The organism is Agromyces sp. NPDC058136 (genome assembly GCF_042884375.1).
Taxonomy (GTDB): domain Bacteria; phylum Actinomycetota; class Actinomycetes; order Actinomycetales; family Microbacteriaceae; genus Agromyces.
In genome coordinates this window covers 99208-123464 of the sequence record NZ_JBHVUA010000007.1, presented here as the reverse complement: position 1 = coordinate 123464, position 24257 = coordinate 99208, and the positions used below count along the sequence as shown (strand labels likewise).

The 24257-nt window shown below is 72.0% G+C and carries 24 protein-coding genes and 1 tRNA gene; 10 read left to right on the top strand and 15 right to left on the bottom strand.

All coding sequences use genetic code 11. The features are described 5' to 3' along the window. Positions 1 to 12: 12 nt before the first annotated feature. The 7 genes from tatC to ACFVTX_RS17480 form a co-directional block, all read right to left on the bottom strand. Complete coding sequence (gene tatC / locus ACFVTX_RS17510) at positions 13 to 771, bottom strand: twin-arginine translocase subunit TatC (protein WP_386902584.1); 759 nt, start codon at positions 769 to 771, stop codon at positions 13 to 15. A gap of 50 nt (positions 772 to 821) precedes the next feature. Continuing rightward, on the bottom strand, positions 822 to 1043 hold the full coding sequence (gene tatA / locus ACFVTX_RS17505; RefSeq protein WP_386902389.1) for a twin-arginine translocase TatA/TatE family subunit: 222 nt from the start codon (positions 1041 to 1043) through the stop codon (positions 822 to 824). A 113-nt stretch (positions 1044 to 1156) separates the two neighbouring features. Then, positions 1157 to 2155: a helix-turn-helix transcriptional regulator gene (locus tag ACFVTX_RS17500; RefSeq protein ID WP_386902388.1), complete on the bottom strand. Its 999-nt coding sequence runs from the start codon at positions 2153 to 2155 to the stop codon at positions 1157 to 1159. Then, positions 2155 to 3171, bottom strand: a complete 1017-nt coding sequence (locus tag ACFVTX_RS17495; RefSeq protein WP_386902386.1) for a helix-turn-helix transcriptional regulator — start codon at positions 3169 to 3171, stop codon at positions 2155 to 2157. The genes ACFVTX_RS17500 and ACFVTX_RS17495 overlap by 1 nt, the downstream gene beginning before the upstream one ends. Before the next feature lie 49 nt (positions 3172 to 3220). Further along, the gene (locus ACFVTX_RS17490) at positions 3221 to 4165 is read right to left on the bottom strand and encodes an FKBP-type peptidyl-prolyl cis-trans isomerase (RefSeq protein ID WP_386902384.1); all 945 of its coding nucleotides are present in this window, start codon (positions 4163 to 4165) and stop codon (positions 3221 to 3223) included. 43 nt (positions 4166 to 4208) lie between these two features. Next, a complete protein-coding gene (locus ACFVTX_RS17485; RefSeq protein WP_386902382.1) occupies positions 4209 to 5267 on the bottom strand; it encodes a tRNA (adenine-N1)-methyltransferase in 1059 nt (352 codons plus the stop codon). Then, positions 5264 to 5944, bottom strand: a complete 681-nt coding sequence (locus ACFVTX_RS17480; protein ID WP_386902380.1) for an HAD family hydrolase — start codon at positions 5942 to 5944, stop codon at positions 5264 to 5266. Before ACFVTX_RS17480 ends, ACFVTX_RS17485 begins: the two co-directional genes overlap by 4 nt. Positions 5945 to 6019: 75 nt before the next feature. Here ACFVTX_RS17480 and ACFVTX_RS17475 point away from each other — a divergent pair, with 75 nt between their 5' ends. Continuing rightward, positions 6020 to 6925, top strand: coding sequence for a PAC2 family protein (locus ACFVTX_RS17475; RefSeq protein ID WP_386902378.1), 906 nt, complete (start codon positions 6020 to 6022; stop codon positions 6923 to 6925). Between the two features lie 34 nt (positions 6926 to 6959). Here ACFVTX_RS17475 and ACFVTX_RS17470 read toward each other — a convergent pair whose 3' ends face one another. Together ACFVTX_RS17470 and ACFVTX_RS17465 are read right to left on the bottom strand one after the other, a co-directional pair. Then, positions 6960 to 7778, bottom strand: coding sequence for an undecaprenyl-diphosphate phosphatase (locus ACFVTX_RS17470; RefSeq protein WP_386902376.1), 819 nt, complete (start codon positions 7776 to 7778; stop codon positions 6960 to 6962). A 64-nt stretch (positions 7779 to 7842) separates the two neighbouring features. Continuing rightward, the gene (locus ACFVTX_RS17465) at positions 7843 to 9201 is read right to left on the bottom strand and encodes a M20/M25/M40 family metallo-hydrolase (protein WP_386902374.1); all 1359 of its coding nucleotides are present in this window, start codon (positions 9199 to 9201) and stop codon (positions 7843 to 7845) included. 192 nt (positions 9202 to 9393) lie between these two features. Here ACFVTX_RS17465 and ACFVTX_RS17460 point away from each other — a divergent pair. After that, positions 9394 to 9477 (top strand) — tRNA-Leu (locus ACFVTX_RS17460). 86 nt (positions 9478 to 9563) lie between these two features. Here ACFVTX_RS17460 and ACFVTX_RS17455 read toward each other — a convergent pair. Further along, positions 9564 to 10274, bottom strand: coding sequence for an SOS response-associated peptidase (locus ACFVTX_RS17455; RefSeq protein WP_386902373.1), 711 nt, complete (start codon positions 10272 to 10274; stop codon positions 9564 to 9566). Positions 10275 to 10370: 96 nt separating this feature from the next. Here ACFVTX_RS17455 and ACFVTX_RS17450 point away from each other — a divergent pair, with 96 nt between their 5' ends. Genes ACFVTX_RS17450 through ACFVTX_RS17425 form a run of 6 tightly spaced genes read left to right on the top strand, consistent with a single transcriptional unit; the run spans position 10371 to position 18409 of the window. Further along, positions 10371 to 11150 carry a hypothetical protein gene (locus ACFVTX_RS17450; protein WP_386902371.1) on the top strand — a complete coding sequence of 260 codons (780 nt, stop codon included), beginning with the start codon at positions 10371 to 10373 and terminating at the stop codon, positions 11148 to 11150. Further along, positions 11147 to 12691 (top strand): DNA polymerase Y family protein, encoded by a 1545-nt coding sequence (locus ACFVTX_RS17445; protein ID WP_386902369.1) that lies wholly within the window; start codon positions 11147 to 11149, stop codon positions 12689 to 12691. Before ACFVTX_RS17450 ends, ACFVTX_RS17445 begins: the two co-directional genes overlap by 4 nt. Positions 12692 to 12718: 27 nt before the next feature. Beyond that, positions 12719 to 16165 carry an error-prone DNA polymerase gene (locus ACFVTX_RS17440; RefSeq protein ID WP_386902367.1) on the top strand — a complete coding sequence of 1149 codons (3447 nt, stop codon included), beginning with the start codon at positions 12719 to 12721 and terminating at the stop codon, positions 16163 to 16165. 38 nt (positions 16166 to 16203) lie between these two features. Further along, positions 16204 to 16560, top strand: coding sequence for an MFS transporter (locus tag ACFVTX_RS17435; RefSeq protein ID WP_386902365.1), 357 nt, complete (start codon positions 16204 to 16206; stop codon positions 16558 to 16560). Beyond that, positions 16557 to 17633: an MFS transporter gene (locus tag ACFVTX_RS17430; RefSeq protein ID WP_386902363.1), complete on the top strand. Its 1077-nt coding sequence runs from the start codon at positions 16557 to 16559 to the stop codon at positions 17631 to 17633. The genes ACFVTX_RS17435 and ACFVTX_RS17430 overlap by 4 nt, the downstream gene beginning before the upstream one ends. After that, positions 17540 to 18409: a DUF3097 domain-containing protein gene (locus ACFVTX_RS17425; protein WP_386902361.1), complete on the top strand. Its 870-nt coding sequence runs from the start codon at positions 17540 to 17542 to the stop codon at positions 18407 to 18409. The genes ACFVTX_RS17430 and ACFVTX_RS17425 overlap by 94 nt, the downstream gene beginning before the upstream one ends. A gap of 43 nt (positions 18410 to 18452) precedes the next feature. On the opposite strand, the gene ACFVTX_RS17420 is transcribed toward ACFVTX_RS17425, so the two are convergent. Genes ACFVTX_RS17420 through ACFVTX_RS17410 form a run of 3 tightly spaced genes read right to left on the bottom strand, consistent with a single transcriptional unit; the run spans position 18453 to position 21095 of the window. Continuing rightward, positions 18453 to 19223: an SDR family oxidoreductase gene (locus ACFVTX_RS17420; RefSeq protein WP_386902359.1), complete on the bottom strand. Its 771-nt coding sequence runs from the start codon at positions 19221 to 19223 to the stop codon at positions 18453 to 18455. Between the two features lie 35 nt (positions 19224 to 19258). Further along, complete coding sequence (locus tag ACFVTX_RS17415; RefSeq protein ID WP_386902357.1) at positions 19259 to 20338, bottom strand: sensor histidine kinase; 1080 nt, start codon at positions 20336 to 20338, stop codon at positions 19259 to 19261. Then, positions 20331 to 21095: a response regulator transcription factor gene (locus ACFVTX_RS17410; protein WP_386902355.1), complete on the bottom strand. Its 765-nt coding sequence runs from the start codon at positions 21093 to 21095 to the stop codon at positions 20331 to 20333. The genes ACFVTX_RS17415 and ACFVTX_RS17410 overlap by 8 nt, the downstream gene beginning before the upstream one ends. A gap of 88 nt (positions 21096 to 21183) precedes the next feature. Here ACFVTX_RS17410 and ACFVTX_RS17405 point away from each other — a divergent pair, with 88 nt between their 5' ends. After that, positions 21184 to 21876 carry a M15 family metallopeptidase gene (locus ACFVTX_RS17405; protein WP_386902353.1) on the top strand — a complete coding sequence of 231 codons (693 nt, stop codon included), beginning with the start codon at positions 21184 to 21186 and terminating at the stop codon, positions 21874 to 21876. Next, the gene (locus ACFVTX_RS17400) at positions 21873 to 22541 is read left to right on the top strand and encodes a VanZ family protein (protein WP_386902351.1); all 669 of its coding nucleotides are present in this window, start codon (positions 21873 to 21875) and stop codon (positions 22539 to 22541) included. Before ACFVTX_RS17405 ends, ACFVTX_RS17400 begins: the two co-directional genes overlap by 4 nt. Here ACFVTX_RS17400 and ACFVTX_RS17395 read toward each other — a convergent pair. Both ACFVTX_RS17395 and ACFVTX_RS17390 read right to left on the bottom strand, forming a co-directional pair. Then, a complete protein-coding gene (locus ACFVTX_RS17395; protein WP_386902350.1) occupies positions 22502 to 23596 on the bottom strand; it encodes a VIT1/CCC1 transporter family protein in 1095 nt (364 codons plus the stop codon). The genes ACFVTX_RS17400 and ACFVTX_RS17395 overlap by 40 nt on opposite strands. A gap of 183 nt (positions 23597 to 23779) precedes the next feature. Next, on the bottom strand, positions 23780 to 24256 hold the full coding sequence (locus tag ACFVTX_RS17390) for an Lrp/AsnC family transcriptional regulator (RefSeq protein WP_386902348.1): 477 nt from the start codon (positions 24254 to 24256) through the stop codon (positions 23780 to 23782). Between the last annotated feature and the right edge of the window lies 1 nt (position 24257).

The window sequence follows — 24257 nt, the reverse complement described above, 5'->3', positions numbered from 1 at the left end:
CACCCCTCCAGCCTAGACAGCGTCGCCGAACTCCAAGCGGTTGCGCTTCGCGACACGCTTGTCGTGCAGGCTCGCGATGAACCAGGCGGCGAAGTACAACCCGATCATCGGGATGGCGAGCATGAACATCGACACGACATCGGCCGAGGGCGTCGCGACCGCCGTGAACAGGACGATCACGAGGATCGCCACGCGCCACGACTTGATGATCGACGCCGCACTGATGACGCCGGCGAAGTTCAGCAGCACGATGAACACCGGAACCACGAAGGCGACGCCGATCGCGACGACGAGCTTCAACACGAAGTCGATGTACTCCTTCGCCGTCAGCAGCGACATCGCCCCCTCGGGGACGAAACTCGTCATCAGCTTCACGATGTTCGGCAGCACGAACCACCCGGCCGCGCAGCCCGCGAAGAACAACGGGATCGCGGTCGCGAAGAACGCGAGCGTGAAGCTGCGCTCCTTCTTGTTCAGACCTGGGACGAGGAACGCGAAGATCTGGTAGAGCCACACCGGGCTCGAGATCACGAGACCGAGCGTCAATGCGATCTGCAGGCGGAGGTCGAAGGCGCTCGAGATCGTCGGGAAGACGATCGCGGTCGAGGCGTCCTGGCCCCTGGCCTCCGCGACGCGGATGACAGGCTCCTGAATCGCGTCCCAGACCCAGAGGTCGGTGAGCACCCACCCGCCGACCATTCCGACGACGATCGCGATGGCGGAGATGAACAGCCGCTTGCGCAACTCGATGAGGTGCGCGCCCAGCGACATCCGCTTCTCGCGGTTCTTCTCCCCGCGATCTTTCACCGCGGTCATCGAGGTCAGGCGCTCTTGCCGGAACCCGGCTCGCTCGACTTCGACGACTCGTCAGCGGGAGCCGCGGCGTCGTCGCCGTCGGTCTTGTCGCTGCGGACCTCGCTCTTCAGGATCTTCATCGACTGCCCGAGGCTGCGGGCGAGCGCGGGAAGCTTGGGAGCTCCGAACAGCAGCAGGATGACCACGAGGATGATCAGCGCATGCCAACCGGTAAAGCCTTGCCACATAGGTTTTCGTCCGTTCTCAGTGGATGGTGTCGACAGTCTACCGGTCTGCCGGTTCGCCCCGTTCACCTGTGTGGACGCATGGGTGAACGGCGGGTAGCCGGCCGGTGATCGGGTCAGTCGGGCGGGTCGGATGCCTCGGCGTCGGCATAGTTCGCGAGGCCGGCCTCCGCCCATCCGGCGACCGCAGCCCGAGCCTCCGCGGGCGCGACGACCGTCACGAGCCCAGGCAGCCCGGCGACGAGCCGCTTGAGGCCGTGCACGTGCGCGAGCCGCAGCGTCACGCGCAGCCGCCCGTCGACCGCTGCGGTCGTCGCATCGGCGAGGTAGTCGGCGAGCAGGGGCAGCGCCTCGGGCGTGACGTCGACCACGACGTCGAAGTCCGAGTCGGAGGACTGGAACAGCGTGTCGGGAACCTCCCGCTCTGGATGCTCGTCGATCGGCACCTCGGAGACGACGAGCCCGCTCATGCGGTCGACACGGAAGTTCCGCACGTCTTCACGGGTGTGGCAGTACGCCTGCAGATACCAGTCGGCATCCTGCGAGAGGATGCGCAGCGGGTCGACCCGGCGCCGCCCGGCGACACCGAGCGCGTTGCGGTAGTCGAACTCGAGCTGACGGCCGCCCGCGACCGCCTCGCGGATGCGTGCGAGCGAGGCGTCGGCCTCGGTCTCGGCGACGGCCAGACGGCTCGGCACCGCCGAGGCGCCGGCCGTGAGCTTCTGCATGAGCGCGGCGAGCGAGGCGCTGCCGGCGTTCTCGGGGAGCGCCGAGAGGTACTGGAGCCCGGCGATGAGCGCGGAGGCCTCGCGCGCGGAGAGCCGCGGGGCGTCGTCGATCGCGACGTGGTGCACGATGACGATGACGTCGTCCTCCTCGAAGGAACCCCAGTCGATGTCGAAGAGGTCGTTCGGCTGATAGGTGCCCGTCGCGCCGGGCAGGCCCGAGGTCGCGATGAGGCGCACCGCATCGCGGATCTCCTCGGCGGACACCCCGAAGTGGGCGGCCGCCTCGGGCACGTCGACGACCTTCTGCTCGAGGAGGTACGGCACGAACGAGAGCAGGAAGACGAGCTTGTCGGGCGCCTTCAGCGGGCGCGCACGCTTCGCGGCCATCAGCGACCTCCGTCCCGGTGGGCGTCGGCGACCGTGCGCAGACGTGCGGTCACGGCGTCGCGGAGCGAGGCGGGCGAGAGCACCCGAACCTCGGGCCCGTAGGCGGCGAGCTCGTCGGCGAAGATCGCGGCGTCGGTGTAGTGCAGGCGAATCACCCCGGCGTCCTCGTCGCGGAGGGCCGCGCGCTTGCCGAGACGCACCTCGGCATCGCTGCCCGCGGTCACGGCGAGGTCGGCGGCGTTCGCGAGACGCAGCGCGCTGAGGTCGGCGATCACCTGGTCCTGGATGCCGGGCGGCGGGGCGTCGAAACTCGAGCCGGGAACCGGGGTCACCTCGCCGACGATCCGCGAGAGCAGGAAGGTGCGCGGCTCCTGCGCGTCGCGGTCGAAGGCGTGCAGGTGCCAACGCCCCTCGTGCAGCACGACGGCGAGCGGGTTCACCGTGCGCTGCCGGGGCGCCTGCTCGCCCGGCTTGAAGTAGCGGAACCGCACCGCCTGGCGACGGTCGAGCGCCTGCCGCAGCGGTTCGAACGCGGCGTCGCGCACCCGGAGGCGCGGCGCGTAGCCGATGACCGGCTCGCGCGGTTCGATGCCGAGCGAGCGCAGTTTCGTGAGCGCGCGCTGCGAGTCCGCCGAGAGGGATGCCTCGCGCCACACCTCGGCCGCGAGGCCGAGGAGCGCGAGCTCGTCGGGGGTGAACCGCACCTCGTCGGGCAGCTCGTACTGCCCCTTCGGGATGCGGTAGCGCAGCGACTGGTTGTCACCGGGGCGATCGGGCGACTCGACCGTCTCGAGCGGGATGCCGAGCTCGCGGATGTCGTCCTTGTCGCGCTCGAACTGCCGCTCGAGGTTGGCGTTCGACCCCGCGGGGTCGAAGCGCTCGGCGTAGCCGCGCACCGTCGAGAGGATCTCGCTCTTCAGCAGCCCCGCCTCCGTCGCGAGCAGCGCCAGCACCAGACTGAACAGTCGGTCTTCGACCGGTACCTTCACGTCGCCCCTGCGTTCTCCCCCGGTCACACGAGCGATCATACTGAACCGCTCGGGCCGCCCGGGCGCAGGTTCGCGGTCAGAGGACGCCCAGGATGTCGACGACGAAGAACAGGGTCGATCCGGCGGGGATCTTGGCGTTCGCCTGGTCGCCGTAGCCGTCTTCAGGGGTCACGATGACGCCGACCTGCGAGCCGACGGTCTGGCCGATGATCGCCTTGGAGAAACCGGGGATGACCTGCGAACCCTCGCCCTCGGCGACCGTGAAGCTCACCGGGCTGCCCTTCTCCCAGCTGGAGTCGAAGACGCTGTTGTCGCTCCAGAGCACGCCGGTGTACTGCACGACGACGGTGTCGCCCGACTCGACGACCTCGCCGGAGCCCTCCTTCAGCACCTCGACCTCGGTCTGCTCGGGCGGGTCGTTCTTCGGCACGGTGATGCCGGGGCGGCCGTCGGGCGCGAGGACGACCGCGGGGAAGCCGTCGCGGCTGAGTCGGATCGCGCCGTCGGCGCGCGAGGGGAAGGCCCGCTGCACGTCGAGCACCATCACGATGCTGTCGCCGGGGTTGATCCCGATCGACTGGTTGCCGTTCGGGCCGAAGCCGTCCTTCTCGGGGATGACGACCGCGACGCGCGAGCCCTCGCGGGCGCAGCTGAGGCCCTTCTTGAGGCCGGGCAGGGTCGTGTCGGAGACGGTGATCGGCACGGCGTCTTCGCTGCCGAAGCCGGTGACCTGCAGCTCGTCGCCCGTGGCGCCGTTGTAGACCGCGAGGCCGACGAGCGTCATCTGCCCTTCGGTGAGCAGCGGCCCCTCGCCCTCGATGAGCTCGGTGCACTCGGTCTCGCTCGGCATGAGCGGCGTCGGGAAGTCGACCTTCGGCGCCTCGCCGAACTTGCCGCCCGCCTCGACGAGGCTCGAGGCGTTGCCCTCGGTGGCCTCAGGAGCGGGTGCCGGGGCGGTGCAGCCGGTGAGGGCGACGGCGACGAGGCCGGCCGTGGCGATGAGCGCGAATGACGAGCGCACTGATCCTCGATTCTTCGATGGGTCGCGGAGGGGCGATGAAAGCCTACCCGTCCGAGGCGGACGGTTCGGCGGAGTCGGCGGGGCCTGTGGATTCGGACGGATCGGCAGCCTCGGACGGGGCCCCGCCCTCGGACTTGCGCGCGGCCGATGCCGCGGCGCGCACGCGCTTGCGGAGGCTCTTGTCGCTCACCTGACGTTCACCGAGCGCCCCGGGCGTCCACGCCTCGACGTCCTCGGCCGAGAACTCGGTCTTCGACGGGCGGCGCTTGAGCTCGGGCAGCACGGTGTCGGGCGCGAGACGGCGGGCCGTGATGAGGAACCCGGTGTGCGCGATCATGCGGTGGTCGGGTCGCACGGCGAGGCCCTGCACGTGCCAGCCGCGCACCATCGTCTCGGAGGACTGCGGCTCGGTGTACTCGCCGGTCGCCCGGATCGCCTCGGCCACGCGCGAGAGCTGCGTCGCGGTCGCGATGTAGCAGAGCAGTACGCCGCCGGGCTTGAGCGCCGCGGAGACCGCGGGCAGGCACTCCCAGGGGGCGAGCATGTCGAGCACGACGCGGTCGGCACCGCCGTCGGCGACCTGCTCGGGCAGTGCCTCGGCGAGATCGCCGAGCGTGACCGACCAGTTCTCGGGGACCTGGCCGTGGAAGGTCGCGACGTTGCCGCGAGCCACCTCGGCGAAGTCCTCACGACGTTCGAAGGAGTGCAGGAACCCGTTCGCGCCGATCGCGCGCAGGAGCCACAGCGAGAGGGCGCCCGAGCCGACGCCGGCCTCGACGACCGTCGCGCCCGGGAAGATGTCGGCCTGCGCGAGGATCTGCGCGGCGTCCTTCGGGTAGACGATCGCCGCGCCGCGCGGCATCGACATCACGAAGTCGCTGAGGAGCGGCCGCAGTGCGAGGTACTCGATGCCGACCTGGTTCGCCACGACCGAGCCGTCGGGCAGGCCGATGAGGTCGTCGTGGGCAATGAGCCCCTTGTGCGAGTGGAACATCTGCCCCGGCTCGAGGGTGATGGTGTGCATGCGGCCCTTGGGGCCCGTGAGCTGCACCCGGTCTCCGACGCGGAAGGGCCCGCTCTGCTCGCCACGGCTCGCGTTCATCGTGCGATCTCTTCTGCTTGGGCGTCGAGGAGCGACGCGACGTCGGCGACGGTGGTGCCGTCGAGGGTGGGCCAGATGGCCCTCGACGGAAGGCCGTCGAGGTCGAGGATGTTGGGGACGCCGACGGCGATCGCGCCGGAGGCGTACGCCGAGGCGAGGCCCGTCGGCGAGTCTTCGAAGGCGACGCACTCGGCGATGTCGACGCCGAGCTCAGCGGCGGCCTGCAGGTACGGCTGCGGGTGCGGTTTGGCGTGCTCGACCGAGTCGCCCGTCACGATCGCGTCGAACGCGGTGAACGGCATCGCCGAGATGATCTCGTCGGCCATCGAACGAAGCGACATGGTGACGAGGGCGGTCGGCACGGATGCCTCGCGCAGCGCCTCGAGCAGTTCGCGGGCGCCGGGCCGCCACGGGACCCCGTGGTCGGCGAGCATCTCGCTGACGCGGTCGGTCAGGCGGTTCACGATCGTGTCGGCGTCGAGGTCGACGCCCTTCGCCTGGAACACCTTGGCCGACTCCCACAGGCCGCTGCCGACGAGCGCGAGCGCGTCGTCGTGGGTCCAGTCGCCGCCGAACGCCCCGACGAGCTCCTCCTCGGCGGCCATCCAGTAGCGCTCGGTGTCGACGAGGGTGCCGTCCATGTCCCAGAGGACGGCGGCGGGAAGGCGTGTAGTCACAACCCCCAAGTCTACGGGCACGGCCTATTGTGGAGAGGACCCCGGGCGTCCGGGGCGGAAAGCGGGGCACCAGCAGTGAATCAGCCGGCCGGATTCGAGGGCCGAAGGCTGCTCGTCGTCGCCTTCGAGGGCTGGAACGACGCCGGTGAGGCGGCCACCGGTGCCGCCAAGCTGCTGCGCGACCGGCTCGGTCTCGTCGAGATCGCCGCCGTCGACCCCGAGATCTACTTCGACTACCAGTTCACCCGCCCGACGATCGCCATGGCCGACGACGGCACCCGCCGCCTCGAATGGCCGGGCGCTGCGATCTTCGGCCCGAGCGGGCAGCAGGAGCTCGACGAGCCGGTGACCGGCCCCGGGGCATCCGAACTGCACGTGCTCATGGGCGCAGAACCCGCCCGCAGCTGGAAGGGCTTCGCCGCCGAACTCGTCGACGCGGCGCTCGCCGCCGACATCGACGGCGTCGTGCTGCTCGGCGCGATGCTCGCCGATGCCCCGCACACGCGCCCGCTGACCGTCTTCGCCTCGAGCGAGAACCCCGAGGTGCGCGGTGCGCTCGGCGTCGAGCGGTCGACGTACGAGGGGCCCGTCGGCATCCTCAGCGTGATCGCAGACCAGGCCGAGCGCGTCGGCATCCCGACCGTGTCGCTCTGGGCCTCCGTGCCGCACTACGTGCACAACGCCCCTTCGCCGAAGGCGGTGCTCGCGCTCCTCGGCAAGCTCGAGGAGCTCACCGGGCTCTCGATCCCGCGCGGCAGCCTCGAGGTGGATGCGCAGGCGTGGGAGGCCGGCGTCGACGCGCTCGCCGCGGACGACGAGGAGATGGCCGGGTACATCGCCCAGCTCGAGCAGGCGCGCGACGCGGTCGACGCCCCTGAGGCGAGCGGTGAGGCGATCGCGCAGGAGTTCGAACGCTACCTGCGTCGCCGCGGCGACGGTCCGGAGGGGCGCGCCGACGGCCGCGGCCCCGCCGCTCCCTGACGGGCACCCTCGAGCACGCGGGCGATGCGCTCGCTCAGGCCTGGATGGCGCCGGTGCCGAGCAGGAAGAAGATGAGCCCGCCGAGCACGATCCGGTAGATCACGAACGGCAGGAAGCTGTGCTTCGAGATCCAGCTCATGAAGAACGCGATCACGAGGATGCCGACGACGAACGCGACGAGCGTCGCCGCCGCGGTCTCGATCGGGTTGTACACCGAGGGCTCGTCGAGGCTCTTCACGAGCTGGAAGAAGCCGCTGCCGAACACCGCGGGGATCGCGAGGAGGAACGCGTAGCGCGCCGCCGCCGCGCGCTCGTAGCCGAGCAGGAGCCCCATCGTGATCGTGCCGCCCGAACGGGAGACGCCGGGGATCAGCGACAGCGACTGCGCGAACCCGAAGAGCACGCCGTGCGGCACCGTGAGCTGGTCGAGCTTGCGGCGCTTCGCGCCCACCCAGTCGGCGATGCCGAGGATGAGGCCGAACACGATGAGCATCGTCGCCGTGATCCAGAGCGAGCGGAGCGTCGTCTCGATCGCGTCCTGGAAGAGCAGCCCGAACACGACGATCGGGATCGAGCCGACGATGATGAGCCAGCCCATGCGCGCGTCGGGGTCGTTGCGGGGCACCCGCCCCGTGAACGAGCCGAACCAGTGCGAGATGATGCGCACGATGTCGCGCCAGAAGAACACGACGACCGCGGTCTCGGTACCGAGCTGCGTGATCGCGGTGAACGCCGCCCCCGGGTCCTGCGCTCCGGGCAGGAACTCCCCCAGGATGCGCAGGTGTGCGCTCGAGGAGATCGGGAGGAACTCGGTCAGGCCCTGGACGAATCCGAGGATGAGCGCTTCGATCACGTTGGTGCTGTCGCCTTCCGTCTCCGCGCGCGGCGGATCTCTGCTTCGGCCCTGGCCGGGCCGGTCAGTACTCGAGGAGCAGGTCGCGGAGGACCTGCCTCCCGAAGACTAGTGCGTCGAGCGGCACTCGCTCGTCAACGCCGTGGAACATCGCAGGGAAGTCCAAGCCTTCGGGAAGCCGCAGCGGGGCGAAGCCGTAGCCGGCGATGCCGAGCCGGCTGAGGGCCTTGTTGTCGGTGCCGCCCGAGAGCAGGTACGGGAACACCGGGGCCCCGGGATCGTGCCGCTCGAGGGTCTGCTTCACGGCGTCGACGAGCCGGCCGGAGGTGGAGCTCTCGAGCCCCACGTCGCGGTGCACGATCTCGATCTCGATGTCGTCGCCGACGATCGCCTGCACCTCGGCGAGCACCGCCTCCTCCTCGCCGGGAAGGGTGCGGATGTCGATGAGCGCCTCGGCGCGATCGGGGATGACGTTGTGCTTGTAGCCCGCCTCGAGGAGGGTCGGGTTCGAGGTGGTGCGGAGCGTCGCGGTGATGAACCCCGAGGCCGAGCCCGTCGCGAGCGCGAGCTCGTCGGGCGACACCTGCTCGGGGTCGACGCCGAGCACCCCCGCGATCTCGCCGAGGAGCTCGCGGGTCGTGTCGGTCAGCCGGATCGGCCACTCGGTGCGGCCGAGCGCGGCGACGGCCTCGGCGAGCTTCGCGATCGCGTTGTCGCGGATGAGCCGAGAACCGTGCGCGGCGACGCCGCGGGCGACGAGCTTGATCCAGAGGAGCGACTTCTCGCCCGTCTGCAGGAGGTACGCCCGCCGACCGCCGACGGTGATCGAGTAGCCGCCGACCTCGCTGATCGCCTCGGTTGCGCCTGCGAAGAGCTCGGGGTGGTGGTCGACGACCCAACTCGAGCCCGCTCCCCCGCCCGCCTCCTCGTCGGCGAAGAACGCGACGACGAGGTCGCGCTCGGGCTGTCGACCCGCGCCGAGGATGTCGCCGAGCGCGGCGAGCATCATCGCGTCCATGTCCTTCATGTCGACCGCGCCGCGCCCCCACAGCATGCCGTCCCGGACCTCGCCCGCGAACGGGTCGACGCTCCAGTTGCGTGCGTCGGCGGGCACGACGTCGAGGTGGCCGTGCACGACGAGCGCCGGCTTCTCGGGGTTGCGGCCCGGTACCCGGGCCACGACGCTCGTCCGGCGAGGCTCGGGCTCGAAGAGCTGCGGCGCGAGACCGAGGGCCGCGAGGCGCGCCTCGACGTACTCCGCGGCCTCTCGTTCGCCGTTCGCCCGCCCCGAACCGTAGTTCGACGTGTCGAAGCGGATGAGATCGCGCGCGATCACCGCCGTCTCATCGAGTGCGGTCGCAGCCGGGGTCGACGCGTCGTCCGTCACGTGCTTCGTCACTGAATTCTCGGATGCCTCGGCCATGCGTTCCACGCTAGTCGTTGGCCCCGATCCGCGGCCCAGGAGCCCGAAACAACTCGTTCGAAACTCGTTTTTGGGCGTGCCATCCGGGGTTTCATCTGGGTGGAGCACCGCAGGTGGCCGTTTGGTCAAACACCCCTCTGAAACCGTGCTAATCTCTTCTACGGCCGCTGAGAGATCAGCGGAGAAACACAAGCGCGGGTGGCGGAAATGGCAGACGCGCTAGCTTGAGGTGCTAGTGCCCTAACGGGCGTGGGGGTTCAAGTCCCCCCTCGCGCACGCTTGTGTCGAGAAGGCCGGATCAGATTTCTGATCCGGCCTTCTTGCGTTTCGGGGGCGACTTTCTCGGGCGTGCCCGGCAGCGCTCAGAGCGATTCCGTAGGCTCGACCGGTTCGATGAGCTCGGGGCCGTTGTCGCCGAGGGGTGCGACCTCGTGGAAGCGCAGCTCGGGCACCATCGGCCGTGAGGCGGCGACCGCCTGGTCGACGAGCGACTGGTCGCCCGTCGTCTCGGGGTCGAGCCAGGTCGACCAGAACTCGGGTGGCAGCATCACCGGGATGCGGTCGTGGATGCCGGCGAGCTCGCCCGTCGCGTCGGCCGTGAGGATCGTCGCAGTAAGCACCCAGCGCGCCGGGTCGTCGTCGGCCTTCGAGCGGTCGCGCCACCACGAATACAGCCCGGCGAAGGCGATCGGCCCGTCGCCGGAGTGGATGAAGTAGGGCGTCTTGCGCTTGTCGACCGTGTGCCACTCGTAGTACCCGTCGGCGGGGATGAGCGCCCGCTTGCCCTGCAGCGAGGCGCGGAACGACGAGGACGTCGCGACCCCCTCGGAGCGCGCGTTGAAGGTCGGGTACTTGAGCTTCAGCTCCTTCGCGAACGAGGGCACGAGCGACCAGCGCGCCGATTCGAGCCGGCGCACGACCGGCCCCTCTTTGTTCGACTCGATGACGACGGGGATCTGCTCGGTGGGCCGCACGTTCCAACTCGGCTCGGGCAGCCCCCCGCCCACCGTGTCGATGTCGAAGAGCGCCACCAGGTCGGGGGCGGTATCTGAGATCACGAAGCGTCCGCACATGGGGTCAGGCTAACCCCGACCGGCGACATTCCCCGAGGGGTGGACGGACGGTGCATCCGACTTGCCGCATTCGAACAAATGTTCGAAACTGAAGGGGTGACCCTGACTGCTCCGCTCTCCGCTCCGACCGCTCGCCTCGAGCGCGTCGAAGAGCTGCAGGCGCGCATCCAGGGCATGCAGTCCACTCGGCTCGAGACCCGCGCGGTGCCCACCCACCCGGCCTTCGCGGGTCTCCTGCCGAGCGGCAGCCTGCGCGAGGGCACCGTCGTCGAGGCGCACGGTTCGACCACCCTCGTCATGGCGCTGCTCGCAGCCCCCTCCGCGAGCGGGCGCTGGGTCGCCGTCGTCGGCCTGCCCGAGTTCGGGGTCGAGGCGGCGCTGCGCTTCGGCATCGATCTCGACCGGCTCGTCCTCGTGCCCGAACCGGGGCGGCAGTGGCTCGCGGTGGTCGCGGCCCTCGCCGACGTCATCCCCGTGGTCGCCGTGCGGCCGCCCGCCCGGGTCGCCCCGACCGAGGCCTCGCGGCTCGCGGCACGGCTGCGCGAGCGCGGGGCCACGCTCATCGCGGCGGGCGCCTGGCCCGGGGCCGATGCGAGCCTCGACGTCGAGGCGAGCGAGTGGCACGGCCTCGAGCTCGGGCACGGCCTCCTCGACGAGCGCGAGGTCGTGGTGAGCGCGGCGGGGCGCGGCGGGTTCGCGAAGCGGCGGCGTTCGCGTCTGCGCCTGCCCGATCGAGGGCTCGGGTTCTCGGAGGCGCGGCCGGGCGAGGCCCGAATCGGTGCCGACGCCCACGACACGGCGGGCACGGGGCATCCGGCCGTCGCGGCGGGCGGACTCGCCCCCGTGCTCCGCGCCGACTTCCGGCGGCTCGCATGACCGCCGTCTCCCCCGCCCGCGCGATCGTGCTCTGGTGCCCCGACTGGCCGGTCTTCGCGGCCGCCCGCGAGGCCGGGCTCGACCTCGCGACGCCCATCGCCCTGACCGAGGGCGGTGCGGTGCACTCGTGCTCGGCGGCGGCCCGGCGCGACGGCGTCGTGCGTGGGCTGCGGCTGCGCGAGGCGCAGTACCGCTCCCCCGCGATCACGGTGCTGCCGTACGACCCGGTGCTCGACGTGCGCGCCTTCGAACCGGTCGTGCGACAGGTCGAAGAGACGGTGCCCGGCGTGCAGATCGTGCGACCCGGCACGCTCGCGATGCGTGCGCGCGGGCCGGCCCGCTACTACGGCGGTGAAGACGAGGCGGCGCGGGCACTGCTCTCGACCGTCGAGCAGCTCGGGGTGACGGGGGCTCGGGTCGGCATCGCCGACGGGCCCTTCGCGGCCGAGCAGGCCGCACGGGCGGTGCGCTCCTCACCGGTCGGCATCGTCGCGCCGGGCGGCTCCGCGGCGTTCCTGGCGCCGCTGGCGGTGGGGCTCGTCGTCGACGAACGCACCCGCACGCTGCTCAATCGGCTCGGGGTGCGCACCCTCGGCGAGTTCGCGGCACTGCCGCACGAGGACGTGCGGCGGCGGTTCGGCGCGGCGGGCGCGTTCGGGCACGACCGGGCCGCGGGGCGCGAGGCCACGGGGGTCGCGGCCCGCACCCCGCCGCCCGAGTTCGAGGTCGCCGTCGAGTTCGAGCCGCCGCTCGACCGGATCGACCAGTTGGCGTTCGCGTTCCGGGTGCGGGCCGAGCAGTTCATCGACCGGCTGCGTGAGGCGCGGCTCGTGTGCACGGCGATCCGGGTCGAGCTCGACGACGAGCGCGGCGGCCGCTCGGCGCGCAGCTGGCTGCACCCGCGCTGGTTCACCCCGGCCGACGTCGTCGACCGGGTGCGCTGGCAGCTGCAGGGCGCAGGCACCGCCGACACGGGGCTCGCCTCGCCGATCGTGAAGCTGCGGGTCGTCCCCGAGCGGGTCGACGGCACCGCGAACCACGAGACGGGGCTCTGGGGCCAGGGCCCCGACGAGCGGGTGCACCACGCCCTCACCAGGGTGCAGAGCATGCTCGGGCACGAGGGCGTCGTGACAGCGGCGGTCGGCGGCGGCCGCATGCTCGCCGACCGGCAGGTGCTCGTGCCGTGGGGCGACCGAGCGCCCGAGCAGCGCGAGGCGCCGTGGCCCGGCAGCCTGCCCGCACTCGCACCGGCGAGCGTGTTCCGCGAGCGGCATCCGGTCGCCCTGCTCGATGCGCAGGGCGCCCCCGTCGCGATCGACGAACGCGGGGCGGTCTCGGCGCCGCCCGAGAGCTTCGCGGTCGGCCGCGGCGCCCCCGAGCGGGTGCGGGCGTGGGCGGGGCCGTGGCCCGTCGTCGAACGCTGGTGGGACGCCGAGCGGGCACGGCGCGTGCACCGGTTCCAGCTCGTCGACCACGACGGCTGCGCGTGGCTGCTCGTGCGCGACGCCGAGGGCTGGTGGGCCGAGGCGAGGTACGACTGATGGACGAGCACTGATGGAGCGGGCCTGATGGGCTGGAACAACCCCGAGATCCCCTGGTCCGAGCTCGAGCGCACCCTTTCCGACCGGCGACGCCCGAACCCGGGCCCGTCGAAGCTCATCGCCGACGGCGGCGACGGGCCGGCGTTCAGCCGCAAACGTCAGCCGTACCGCCCGAGCGAGGGGCTCACCGCGCCCGAGGGCCCGGTGGTGCCGTACGCCGAGCTGCACGCGCACTCCAACTACAGCTTCCTCGACGGCGCCTCGGCGCCCGAGCAGCTGGTCGAAGAGGCGCACCGTCTGGGCCTCACCGGCATGGCGATCACCGATCACGACGGCTTCTACGGCATCGTGCGCTTCGCCGAGGCGGCCGAGAGCTTCCCCGAGCTCGAGACCGTGTTCGGCGCCGAACTCTCGCTCGGGCTCAGCGCACCGCAGATGGGGGCCGCCGATCCCGAGGGCGAGCACCTGCTCGTGCTCGCCCGCCGCGAGGAGGGCTATCACCGGCTCGCCTCGGCGATCACCGCCGGGCAGCTCGCGGGCGGCGAGAAGGGGCGCCCGGTCTACGAGCTCGAAGCCCTCGCCGAGCGTGCGGGGGGCGAATGGGTCATCCCCACGGGTTGCCGCAAGGGCGCGGTACGCCGCGCCCTCGACGCAGGCGGTGCGGATGCCGCGTGGCGCGAGCTCGACCGGCTGGTCGCGCTCTTCGGGCGCGAGCAGGTCGTCGTCGAGCTCTTCGACCACGGCGGGCCGGCCGACCAGCGGGCGAACGACGTGCTCGCGGGGCTCGCCGAACGGACGGGGCTCGCCCTCCTCGCGACGAACGCCGTGCACTACGCCACCCCGCCCGAGCATCGCCTCGCGAACGCCCTCGCGGCCGTGCGCGCCCGGCGCAGCCTCGACGAGCTCGACGGGTGGCTGCCCGCCTCCGACGGGCAGCACCTGCGCAGCGGCGCCGAGATGCAGGCGCGCTTCGCCCGCTACCCGGGGGCGGTCGAACGTTCGGTCGTGCTCGCCCGCGAACTCGGCTTCACGCTGCGCAGCGCCCGCCCGCGGCTACCTCGGCAAGAGGTGCCGGAGGGGCACACGCCCATGAGCTGGCTGCGCGAACTCGTGTGGCAGGGCGCCGCCGAGCTCTACCCCGGGGTGCCCGAACCGGTGCGCGCGCGGCTCGAGCACGAGCTCGCGGTGATCGAGCAGAAGGACTTCCCCGGGTACTTCCTGATCGTGCACGACCTCGTGAGCGAGGCCCGGCGGCGAGGCATCCTCTGCCAGGGTCGGGGCTCTGCCGCGAACTCGGCGGTCTGCTACGCGCTGCGCATCACCGCCGTCGACTCGATCAAGTTCGACCTGCCCTTCGAACGCTTCCTCTCGGCGCTGCGCGACGAGGAGCCCGACATCGACGTCGACTTCGACTCCGACCGTCGAGAGGAGATCATCCAGTACGTGTACGCGAAGTACGGCCGGCAGAACGCCGCGCAGGTCGCGAACGTGATCAGCTACCGGCCGAAGGTCGCGGTGCGCGACATGGCGAAGGCCCTCGGCTACGGCACCGGCCAGCAGGACGCGTGGTCGCGGCAGGTCGAACGCTGGGGCGCCGTCGTCGAGACCGACGACCACGACATCCCCGCACCGGTGATCGCGCTCGCCGAGCAGGTGCTCGGCTTCCCGCGGCACCTCGGCATCCACTCGGGCGGCATGGTGCTCACCGACCGGCCCGTCGGCGAGGTCTGCCCCATCGAGCACGCCCGCATGGAGCATCGCACCGTCCTGCAATGGGACAAGGACGACTGCGCCTGGATGGGGCTCGTGAAGTTCGACCTGCTCGGGCTCGGCATGCTCGCCGCCCTGCAGTACACCTTCGACCTCGTGCGCGAGCACACGGGCGAGGTGTGGGAGCTGCAGTCGATTCCCAAAGAAGAGGCTGCCGTATACGACATGCTCTGCCGGGCCGATTCGATCGGCGTCTTCCAGGTCGAGAGCCGTGCGCAGATGGGCACCCTCCCCCGGCTGAAGCCGCGTCGCTACTACGACCTCGTCGTCGAGATCGCGCTCATCAGGCCGGGCCCGGTGCAGGGCGGTGCGGTGCACCCGTACATCCGCCGGCGCACGGGCGAAGAAGAGGTCAGCTACCTGCACCCGAACCTCGAGCCGGTGCTCGAACGCACCCTCGGGGTGCCGCTCTTCCAGGAGCAGCTCATGCAGATGGCGGTCGCCGTCGGCGGATGCAGCGCCGCCGACGCCGACCTGCTGCGCCGGGCGATGGGCTCGAAACGCGGCGTCGAGAAGATCTCGAAGCTGCGCGCGAAGCTCTTCGAGGGCATGGCCGCGAACGGCATCTCCGACGACGACGCCCAGGCGATCTACGCGAAGATCGAGGCCTTCGCGAACTTCGGCTTCGCCGAGAGCCACGCGCTCGCCTTCGCGCTGCTCGTCTACACGAGTTCGTGGTTGAAGCTGCACTACCCGGCGGCGTTCCTCGCGGCGCTGCTGCGCGCCCAGCCGATGGGCTTCTACTCGCCGCAGACCCTCACCGCCGACGCGCGGCGGCACGGGGTGACGGTGCTGCGACCCGACATCCAGCGTTCGGGCGCGCACGCGGGGCTCGAGGGGCTCGGTTCCGACGGCGGCCCGGATGCCACGTGGTCGCCCCACGACCGCCGCCGCCCGCCGAGCGGGCTCCACACGTGCACCGCCGACGAGCAGCCCCCGGTCGGCCCGTTCGACCGCTCCGCGCCCGACCGCTCCGCCGAGCACCGCCGCGACGGCGCGTTCGCCGTGCGGCTCGGCCTCGCCGACGTGCAGGCGATCGGCGTGGCGGTGGCGCAGCGAATCGTCGACGAGCGCGAGACGAACGGCCCGTACCGCGATCTGGCCGACGTCTCGCGGCGGGCGGGTCTCGACACCGAGCAGCTCGAGGCGCTCGCCGCGGCCGGGGCGTTCGAGGGGCTCGGGCTCGCCCGTCGCGAGGCCCTCTGGCTCGCGGGTGAGGCGGCGCAGGACCGCGCCGAGTTCCTGCCGGGCTCGGTGGTCGTGGTGCAGCCGCCGCTCCTGCCGATGCTCTCCCCCGCCGAGCAGGTCGTCTACGACCTCTGGTCGACGGGCATCTCCCCCGACGACCACCCCATGCGGCACCTCCGTGCGCAGCTCGACGAGCGCGGGGCGCTCCGTATCGACCGGCTCGCCGAGGTCGAATCGGGCCGGCGGGTCGAGGTCGGCGGAGTGGTCACGCACCGGCAGCGACCGGCGACCGCGTCGGGCATCACCTTCCTCAACCTGGAGGACGAGTCGGGCACGCTCAACGCCATCGCCGGGGTCGGGGTATGGAACCGGTACCGCCGGATCGCCCGGGAGGCGCCTGCGATGGTCCTCCGCGGCATCCTCGAGCGTTCGAAGGACGGGGTGACGAACCTCATCGTCGACCGCTTCGAGTCGCTCAGCGTCGCAGCGCCGACCAGGTCGCGCGACTTCCGCTGAACCTCGTCGACCCGGGCCGATCGGAATACCCTGAAGTCGTGGAGGGCCGCGATCCACCGTCGTCGGGTCCGGGGCGGCGGGCCACCCGCCGGTCCCCAGCTCCTCGCCTGTTCACGCGCGCATTCATCGCGCTCGGCGTCGCCGAGCTCTGCTACTTCACCGCCACCGGCGTCGCCATCTTCGCCCTCCCGTTGTACGTGACCGGTCCGATCGGCGGCGATGAGGCGTGGGCCGGCTCGGCATTCGGCGCGTTCGCCCTGTCGGCACTCGTCCTCCGCCCGCTCGCGGGCCGCATGGCCGACCGGATCGGCCGCTTCCCGCTCCTCCTCGGCGGTGCGGTGACCGCCGCCGTGAGCCTCGCCCTCCTCAGCCTCGCCGTCGATCTCCCGCGGTGATCGCGCTGCGGCTGCTCGCGGGCGTCGGAGAAGCCGCGTTCTTCGTCGCCGGGTTCGCCGCCCTCGCGGACCTCGCCCCCGAGGAACGCCTCGGCGAGGCCCTGTCGTACAACTCGCTCGGGCTCTACCTCGGCATCGCCCTCGGGCCCCCGATCGGCGAAGCCCTGATCGGACGCGGCGGCTATCCTCTCGCCTGGGCGGGTGCCGCCGTCCTCGCCGTGCTGTCGGCCGGACTCGTCTTCCTCGTCGGCGAGACGCGGGTGACGACAAGCGGCAGCGCGGCCGATCACCATCTCATCCACCGGCCGGCGCTGCCGATCACGCTCGGCTTCCTCACCTCGCTCGTGGCGATGGGCGGGTTCCTCGCCTTCGCCTCGTTGCACTCCATCCGGGTCGGCCTCGAGAATGCGAGCCTCGCACTGTTCGTGTACGGCGGTGTCGTCGTCGTCTGCCGCATCGCCTTCGCCAAGGTGCCCGATCGGGTGCCGTCGCTCGCCCTCGGCGCTGCCGCGCTCGTGACGATCGGCCTCGGCCTCGCGATCGCTGCGACGTGGTCGACGCCTGCGGGGCTCGTGATCGGTGCGGGTGTCACCGCGGTCGGCGTGGCCTTCAGCACACCGGCGTTCTTCGCCGCGATCTTCGCGACCGCATCGCCGTCGCAGCGCGGCGTGGCATCCGGCACGGCGAGTGCGGCGATCGATCTCGGACTGGGGATCGGGCCGATCATCCTCGGCGTCGTCGCCGATGCAGCAGGCATCCCGTGGGCGTTCGGCGTGGGAGCTGCGATCGCGGGGCGCGGGTGCACTCTGGACGCTCGCCCTCCGGCGTCGCGCGAGGACGTCGGGTCAGGGAGGCGACTGAGGCGATCGCGCCCGGGAGCAGGTACCGGCACGTCGCGGATCACGGTGGCCCATCGCGGCGCCATCGCACTTCGCCGTGTCGGCGTCTGTCGAGCAGTCCCCTCCGATACCCTCGTCCGGTGCCCGCAACGCCTCCCTTCGACGCAGACCCCACCGACCGCTACGGCAGCGACGTGCTTTCCGGCGACTGGAAGGCCCGCGGCCGCACGGTGATCCCCACCGTCGAGGCCGAACGCGACCTCGTCGTCGAGCTCGCCGAGTCGGGCTTCTGCGGTGCCGTCGTCGGCGTGGCGAAGGGCACCGTGACCCTCGAGGACCGCTTCGGCAAGCACCGCATGTTCCCGCTCGGGCACGGCTTCATGGTCGACGGCCGCGCCGTGCAGCTCGTCGCCCCGAAGCCGAAGGCGCCCGCCGGGCGTCTGCGCACCGCCTCGGGCTCGTTCGTCGCCGAGGCGGCACCGGCGCGGGTCGCGCTGCCGAGCCGCATCTTCGTCGAGGGCCGCCACGACGCCGAACTCGTCGAGAAGATCTGGGGCGCCGACCTCCGCGTCGAGGGCGTCGTCGTCGAGTACCTCGAGGGCGTCGACCTGCTGCCCGAGATGCTCGCCGAGTTCGCGCCGGGCCGCGGTCGCAAGGTCGGCGTGCTCGTCGACCACCTCGTGCCGGGGTCGAAGGAGCAGCGCATCGCCGACGCCGTCGCGCGCGGCCCGCACGGGGCGCACGTGCTCGTGGTGGGGCATCCGTACATCGACATCTGGCAGGCCGTGAAGCCCGCCCGCATCGGCAAGACCGAGTGGCCGACGATCCCGCGGGGCACCGAGTGGAAGCACGGCATCTGCGAGTCGTTCGGGTGGCCGCACGCCGAACAGGCCGACATCGCCCGCGCCTGGCAGCGCATCCTCGGGCAGGTGCGCGGCTACGGCGATCTCGAACCGGCGCTCCTCGGCCGCGTCGAAGAGCTCATCGACTTCGTCACGGCCCCCGCCTGAGGCATCCGCACCTCGCGCCCGACCGTGCGCGACCGACCGCCGCTCAGATCGAGAAGCCGCCGTCGCTGTGCATCAGCTGGCCGGTCACCCAGCGGGCCTCCTCGGAGACGAGGAACCGCACGAGTCGGGCCGCATCGTCGGGGGCGCCGAGACGACCGGTGGGCTGCTGCGCGGTGAGCGCGGCACGGGTCGGCTCGTCCATCCACCCGGTGTCGACGGGGCCCGGGTTCACGAGGTTCGCGGTGATGCCGAGCGGTGCGAGTTCGCGCGCCGCCGCGATGATGATGCGATCGAGCGCGCCCTTCGAGGCGCCGTAGGGCACGTTGCCGACGACGTGATCGCTCGTGAGGGCGACGATGCGGCCGCCGCGGCCGTCGACGTCTGCGCCGCTCGGGACCTGCGCGGCGAAGGCCTGCACGAGCAGCAGCGATGCCCGCGTGTTCACGGCGAAGTGCAGGTCGAAGCTCTCGAGCGAGGTGTCGAGGATGCCGGAGTCGACGCCCTGCGCGTGCGAGAGCACGAGCGCGGAGACGGGGCCGAGGCGTTCGCGGGTCTCGTCGACGAGCCGGGCGGGCACCGCCGGGTCGGCGAGGTCGGCGTCGAGCGCGATCGCCCGGGCGCCGAGCGACTCGAGCTCAGCCACGAGGGCCGACGGGTCGCGATCGGGGTCGCCGCCCAGTGGCATCCGCCGGTCGTAGTCGCCGAGATGGCTGATCGCGACGTCCCAGCCGTCGGCGGCGAGGGCAGTCGCGATCGCCCAGGCGATCGTGTTGCGCCGGCCTGCGCCGGTGATGAGGGCGACGGGGCGGGTCATGGGGCTCCTGGAAGGTGAAGGGAGGATCAGCCGATTCACGGCGCGGCGGGAAGCGTCACGACGACGCGCAGCCCTCCGCCGTCGCGACCCGCGAGGTCGAGCGTGCCGCCGTGCGCTCGGACGATGCTCCTCACGATAGCGAGGCCGAGACCGACGCCGCTGCGATCGGTCCTGATGCGCTCACCGCCGCGGCGGAACGGTTCGGTGAGCGTCGAGACGAGCGCGGGGTCGAGCGGCTCGCCGGTGTTCTCGACGACGAGCACGGCCGCGCCGGGGCGCGACGAGGTCGTGACCCGCACGGTGCCGTCGGCACGGAGGTTGTGCACGATCGCGTTGTGCACGAGGTTCGTGGTGAGCTGCAGCAGGAGCGCCGGCGAACCGAGGGCGACGGCGACCTCGCCGGAGACCTCGAGCGAGATGCCCCGCTGCTCGGCGAGCGGCAGCAGGGTCTCGGCGGCCTGCTCGGCGAGCAGCGAGAGGTCGACCGACTCCCTCGCGAACGACTGCTGGTCTGCGCGGCTGAGCAGGAGCAGCGCCTCGATGAGATCGATCGCCCGGGTGTTGACGGTCTGGAGCCCCTCGATGAGCGCCGAGGTGTCGCGCTGAGGGTCCTCGCGGGCGACGTCGAGGAGTGTCTGGGTGATCGCCAACGGGGTGCGCAGCTCGTGCGAGGCGTTCGCGGCGAAGCGACGCTGCTCGTCGACGTGGGCCTCGAGCTGGGCGAGCATCGCGTCGAAGCTGTCGGCGAGCTCCCGGAACTCGTCACCGCGTCCCTCCATCTCGATGCGATGCGACAGCGAGCCGCTCGCGGCCCGCCGTGTGGCCCGGGTGATGCGGTGCAATGGAGCGAGCATCCGGCCGGCCAGGAACCATCCGCCCCCGAGCCCGAGCAAGAGGAGGAAGAGCAGCGCCCAGGCGACCGCCGGAGCGAAGGCCCGGATGAGGTCGTCGCGCCCCGGCACGAAGCCGCTGATGGTCGCGATCGCCTCGGCCGGCACGTACCGGAGGAGGAACAGCCAGACGACCGCGAGCAGCAGCGCCCCCGCGACCATGAGGAAGCCGGCGTAGCTCAGGGTGAGCTTGAGGCGGACGCTGATTCCCGGTGGTCTAGCCATGCGATCGATCCGGCCCGTCGTGCGGCGCTTCGTCGTGCGGCGCTTCGTCGTGCGGCCCTTCGTCGGATCCGCTGCCGGGCGGAGCGTCGGCGGCGGGCCCGGTGTCGATGCGGTAGCCCACGCCGGGCACCGTGGCGATCGCCCATGGCTCGCCGAGCCGTTTCCGCAGCGCCGAGACGGTGATGCGCACCGCATTGGTGAAGGGGTCCGCATTCTCGTCCCAGGCGCGTTCGAGGAGCTCCTCGGCGCTCACCACCCCGCCTTCGGCGGCAACCAGCACCTCGAGCACGGCGAACTGCTTGCGGGTGAGTGCGACGTAGCGCCCGTCGCGGTGCACCTCGCGCCGGAACGCGTCGAGTCGCAGGCCCGCGATCTCGCGGACGGGCGGCCTGTTGTGCGCACGCCGTCGGTCGAGCGCCCGAAGACGCAGCACCAGCTCGCGCAGTGCGAACGGCTTCGTGAGGTAGTCGTCGGCGCCGAGCTCGAACCCCGAGGCCTTGTCGTCGATCCGATCGGCCGCGGTGAGCATGAGGATCGGGACGCCGCTTCCTGAGGCGACGATGCGTCGGGCCACCTCATCGCCCGAGGGGCCTGGGATGTCGCGGTCGAGCACGGCGAGATCGTAGGCGTTCACGCTCAGTAGTTCGAGGGCCGTCTCGCCGTCACCCGCGATGTCGGCGGCGATCGCCTCGAGCCGCAGTCCGTCACGGATCGCCCCGGCCAGGAGGGGTTCGTCCTCGACGATCAGCACGCGCACGCTTCCGATGGTACGAGGCCGCGCATATCGCCGGCGTATCCGAATCCGCATACGCCCCGGCAACACGCGCCCGCGTTGGCTGGGGCGCATGAACTCGAAGCACCATCCCACGGCCACCGCGCACCGCACGGCTGCCATGCACCGCCCCGCCACCCGTCGTCGTGGCCACCCGCTCGCCGTCCTGATCGCGAGCGCGATCGTGATCGGCACGTTGCTGCTCGTCACGGCGGTCATCGGATCGCTCGGCGAACCGTCGTCGTCGGCGGCCCCGGTGACGGGCGGGGGTCCGTTCGCCGGAATCGGCGCCGGTGCCGGGTCGGCATTCGGCGACCAGGGCGACGGCCGCGTCGGCGGCGGGGTGACCGTCTTCGACGACGATGAGCCCGCCGTCGCCAATCTCGACCCCGCGCTCCTCGACGCCGTGCGCCGGGCGGCGACGGACGCCGAGTCCGAGGGCATCGCCTTCGTCGTCAACAGCGGTTGGCGTTCGGCCGCCTACCAGGACGAGTTGCTGCAGGACGCGATCGCGGAGTACGGCTCGGCCGAGGAGGCGGCGCGCTGGGTCGCCACGGCGACGACCTCGCCGCACGTCGAGGGCGACGCGATCGATCTCGGCTGGTGGGAGGCGACGACGTGGCTCTCGGAGCACGGCGCCGCCTACGGCCTCTGCCAGATCTACGCGAACGAGTCGTGGCACTTCGAGCTGCGCCCCGAGGCGGTCGACGACGGCTGCCCCGCACCCTACGCGGACCCCACCGAGGATCCGAGGATGCAGCGATGACGACGGCGACGCGACCGGCCGCGCCCGCAGCGGGGGCATCCCGGCTGCGCCCCTCGACCCGCGCACTCGTGGTCGCGCTGTTCGCGAGCTACCTCGCGCTGCTCGTGTGGATCGTGCTGTGGAAGTTCGAGGCGCCGTGGATCGGCGAGGGCCCGCGCCGGGTGATCAAGCTGGTGCCGTTCGCCGACACCGCGGAGTTCGGTGCGAGCGCGCCCCGCGAGGTCCTCGCGAACGTCGTGTTCTTCGTGCCGTTCGGCGTCTATCTCGGACTGCTCGCACCGGGGTTGCGGTGGTGGCGGGTCACGGCGATCGTCGCGGCGACGAGCCTCGGGCTCGAGGCGCTGCAGTACGCGCTCGCCGTCGGCAGCACGGACTCGACGGATGTGATCGCGAACACCGCGGGCGGTGCTGCGGGGGTGGCGCTCCTCGCGCTCGCCCGCCGTCGCCTCGGGGCGCGAACGACCTCGGTCGTCGTGCGGCTCTGCGCGCTCGGGACCGCGCTCGCGGTCCTCGCGAGCCTGGTCGTCGTCGTCACTCCCCTGGGCTACGGCCCGCAGGGCGGGCCGGGAAGCGCACCCGCTGACCTGCCCGCCGTGGGCCCGTCAGGATCGACGCAGCCGGCCGATCAGGCGAGGCTCGTACCGAACGCGAGCCCGAGCAGGTAGGTGACGGCGGCGGCCCCGAGGCCGATCGCGAGCTGGCGCAGCGCGCGCTTGAGCGGCGAGGCCCCCGAGAGGAGCCCGACCGTCGCACCCGTGAGGAGCAGGGCGATGCTCACGAGCACCGTCGCGGTGACGATCGCCGCGATGCCCGTCAGGCCGAAGAGGTACGGCAGCACCGGGATGAGCGCGCCCGAGGCGAAGAAGCAGAAGCTCGAGATCGCGGCCGACATGCCCGTGCCGACGGCCTCGTCGTCGTGCTCCGCGACGGCGAGGGCGTCGGTCGGCGCCGCCACCTGCTCGGCAGCCTGCACCCGCGCCACGACGAGGGCGGCATGCTCGACGGCATCCCGTTCGTTCATGCCCCGCGCGCGGTAGACGAGCGCGAGCTCGTTGGCGTCGACGTCGAGGTGCGGCAGCGCTTCGCGCGCGGTCGGGTCGGGGGCGGATGCCTCGAGCAGCTCCCGTTGCGAACGCACCGAGACGTACTCGCCCGCACCCATCGAGAGGGCGCCGGCGAGCAGGCCCGCGATGCCGGTGAAGAGCACCACGCCCGGTGCGACGCCCGTCGCGCCGATGCCGAGCACGAGTGCGAGGTTCGAGACGAGCCCGTCGTTCGCGCCGAACACGGCCGCACGGAAGGTGCCGGCGAGGCTGCGACGCCCGCGGGCGGCGAGTCCGCGCACGACCTCGCCGTGGATGCGCTCGTCGGCCGCCATCGCCGGGGTCGCGTGCGGGTCGCTCGCATACGGCGACCGCGCCTCGGCGCGCTGCGCGAGCGCGAGGACGAAGATCGAGCCGAAGCGGCGGGCGAGCGAGGCGAGCATGCGGGTGCGGAGATCGGCGCGCGGTACCCCGGTGTCATCGCCGCCGAGCAGTCGCAGCCAGTGCGCCTCGTGGCGGCCTTCGGCGGCGGCGAGGGCGAGCAGGATCTCGCGCTCTTCGCCCTCGCGACGGGCGGCGAGCTCGCGGTAGACGGCGGCCTCGGCACGCTCGGCGGCGAGGTATCGGCGCCAGCGGTCGCGATCGGCGGGGGTGCCCTGGGGCTGCTCGTCGGTCATCTGCTCTCCTCCGTCACGGGCGCGCGCGGGCGGGGTCGAGACCGCTCCGGCACCCGCATCATCGCGCGGCCGCGGTCACGGCCTCGTTCACGCTATCGGGCGCCGGAGCCGCGATCGGCCCGATCCGCCCCGATTGACAGCATTTCGGATCGCCGAACACCACCGCCGGCGGGAGGCGCCGGGTCAGCCGACGAGCTTGTTCCAGCCGTCGCCGTCGACGTGTTCGAAGATGAGGTTCGTCTCGGTGTGGGCGACCGCGGGGTGCCCGGTGAGGTGGGCGAGCACGAACTCGCGCAGCTCTTCGGCGTCGCGGGCGGCGACGTGCAGCAGGTAGTCCTCGGCGCCGGCCATGTGGAACACGCCGAGCACGCCGGGCAGGTGCGGCACCTGTGCGCGGAACGCATCGATCTCGCTGCGATCGTGCTTCACGAGCCGCACCGCGATGAGCGCCTGCAGCGAGACCCCGAGCGAGGCGAGATCGACCTCGACGCGGTAGCCGCGCACGGTGCCGAGCGACTGCAGGCGGCGGAGCCGGAGCGACACCGTCGACTCGGCGACGCCGACCTCCGCGGCGAGGGCCGCACCCGAGGCCCGTGCGTTCGTCGAGAGCGCCTGGAGGAGCGCGCGGTCGACGCGATCGAGTTCTGGTTTCTGCGCCACG

Excerpts from the sequence above, each read along its gene's own strand:
- ACFVTX_RS17400 (WP_386902351.1), top strand. The coding sequence starts at position 21,873 with ATGACGACGGCGACGCGACCGGCCGCGCCCGCAGCGGGGGCATCCCGG.
- ACFVTX_RS17465 (WP_386902374.1), bottom strand. The coding sequence starts at position 9,201 with ATGGCCGAGGCATCCGAGAATTCAGTGACGAAGCACGTGACGGACGAC.
- ACFVTX_RS17440 (WP_386902367.1), top strand. The coding sequence starts at position 12,719 with ATGGGCTGGAACAACCCCGAGATCCCCTGGTCCGAGCTCGAGCGCACC.
- tatC (WP_386902584.1), bottom strand. The coding sequence starts at position 771 with ATGTCGCTGGGCGCGCACCTCATCGAGTTGCGCAAGCGGCTGTTCATC.
- ACFVTX_RS17500 (WP_386902388.1), bottom strand. The coding sequence starts at position 2,155 with ATGGCCGCGAAGCGTGCGCGCCCGCTGAAGGCGCCCGACAAGCTCGTC.
- ACFVTX_RS17405 (WP_386902353.1), top strand. The coding sequence starts at position 21,184 with ATGAACTCGAAGCACCATCCCACGGCCACCGCGCACCGCACGGCTGCC.
- ACFVTX_RS17395 (WP_386902350.1), bottom strand. The coding sequence starts at position 23,596 with ATGACCGACGAGCAGCCCCAGGGCACCCCCGCCGATCGCGACCGCTGG.
- ACFVTX_RS17455 (WP_386902373.1), bottom strand. The coding sequence starts at position 10,274 with ATGTGCGGACGCTTCGTGATCTCAGATACCGCCCCCGACCTGGTGGCG.
- tatA (WP_386902389.1), bottom strand. The coding sequence starts at position 1,043 with ATGTGGCAAGGCTTTACCGGTTGGCATGCGCTGATCATCCTCGTGGTC.
- ACFVTX_RS17445 (WP_386902369.1), top strand. The coding sequence starts at position 11,147 with ATGACCGCCGTCTCCCCCGCCCGCGCGATCGTGCTCTGGTGCCCCGAC.
- ACFVTX_RS17415 (WP_386902357.1), bottom strand. The coding sequence starts at position 20,338 with ATGGCTAGACCACCGGGAATCAGCGTCCGCCTCAAGCTCACCCTGAGC.
- ACFVTX_RS17485 (WP_386902382.1), bottom strand. The coding sequence starts at position 5,267 with ATGAACGCGAGCCGTGGCGAGCAGAGCGGGCCCTTCCGCGTCGGAGAC.
- ACFVTX_RS17420 (WP_386902359.1), bottom strand. The coding sequence starts at position 19,223 with ATGACCCGCCCCGTCGCCCTCATCACCGGCGCAGGCCGGCGCAACACG.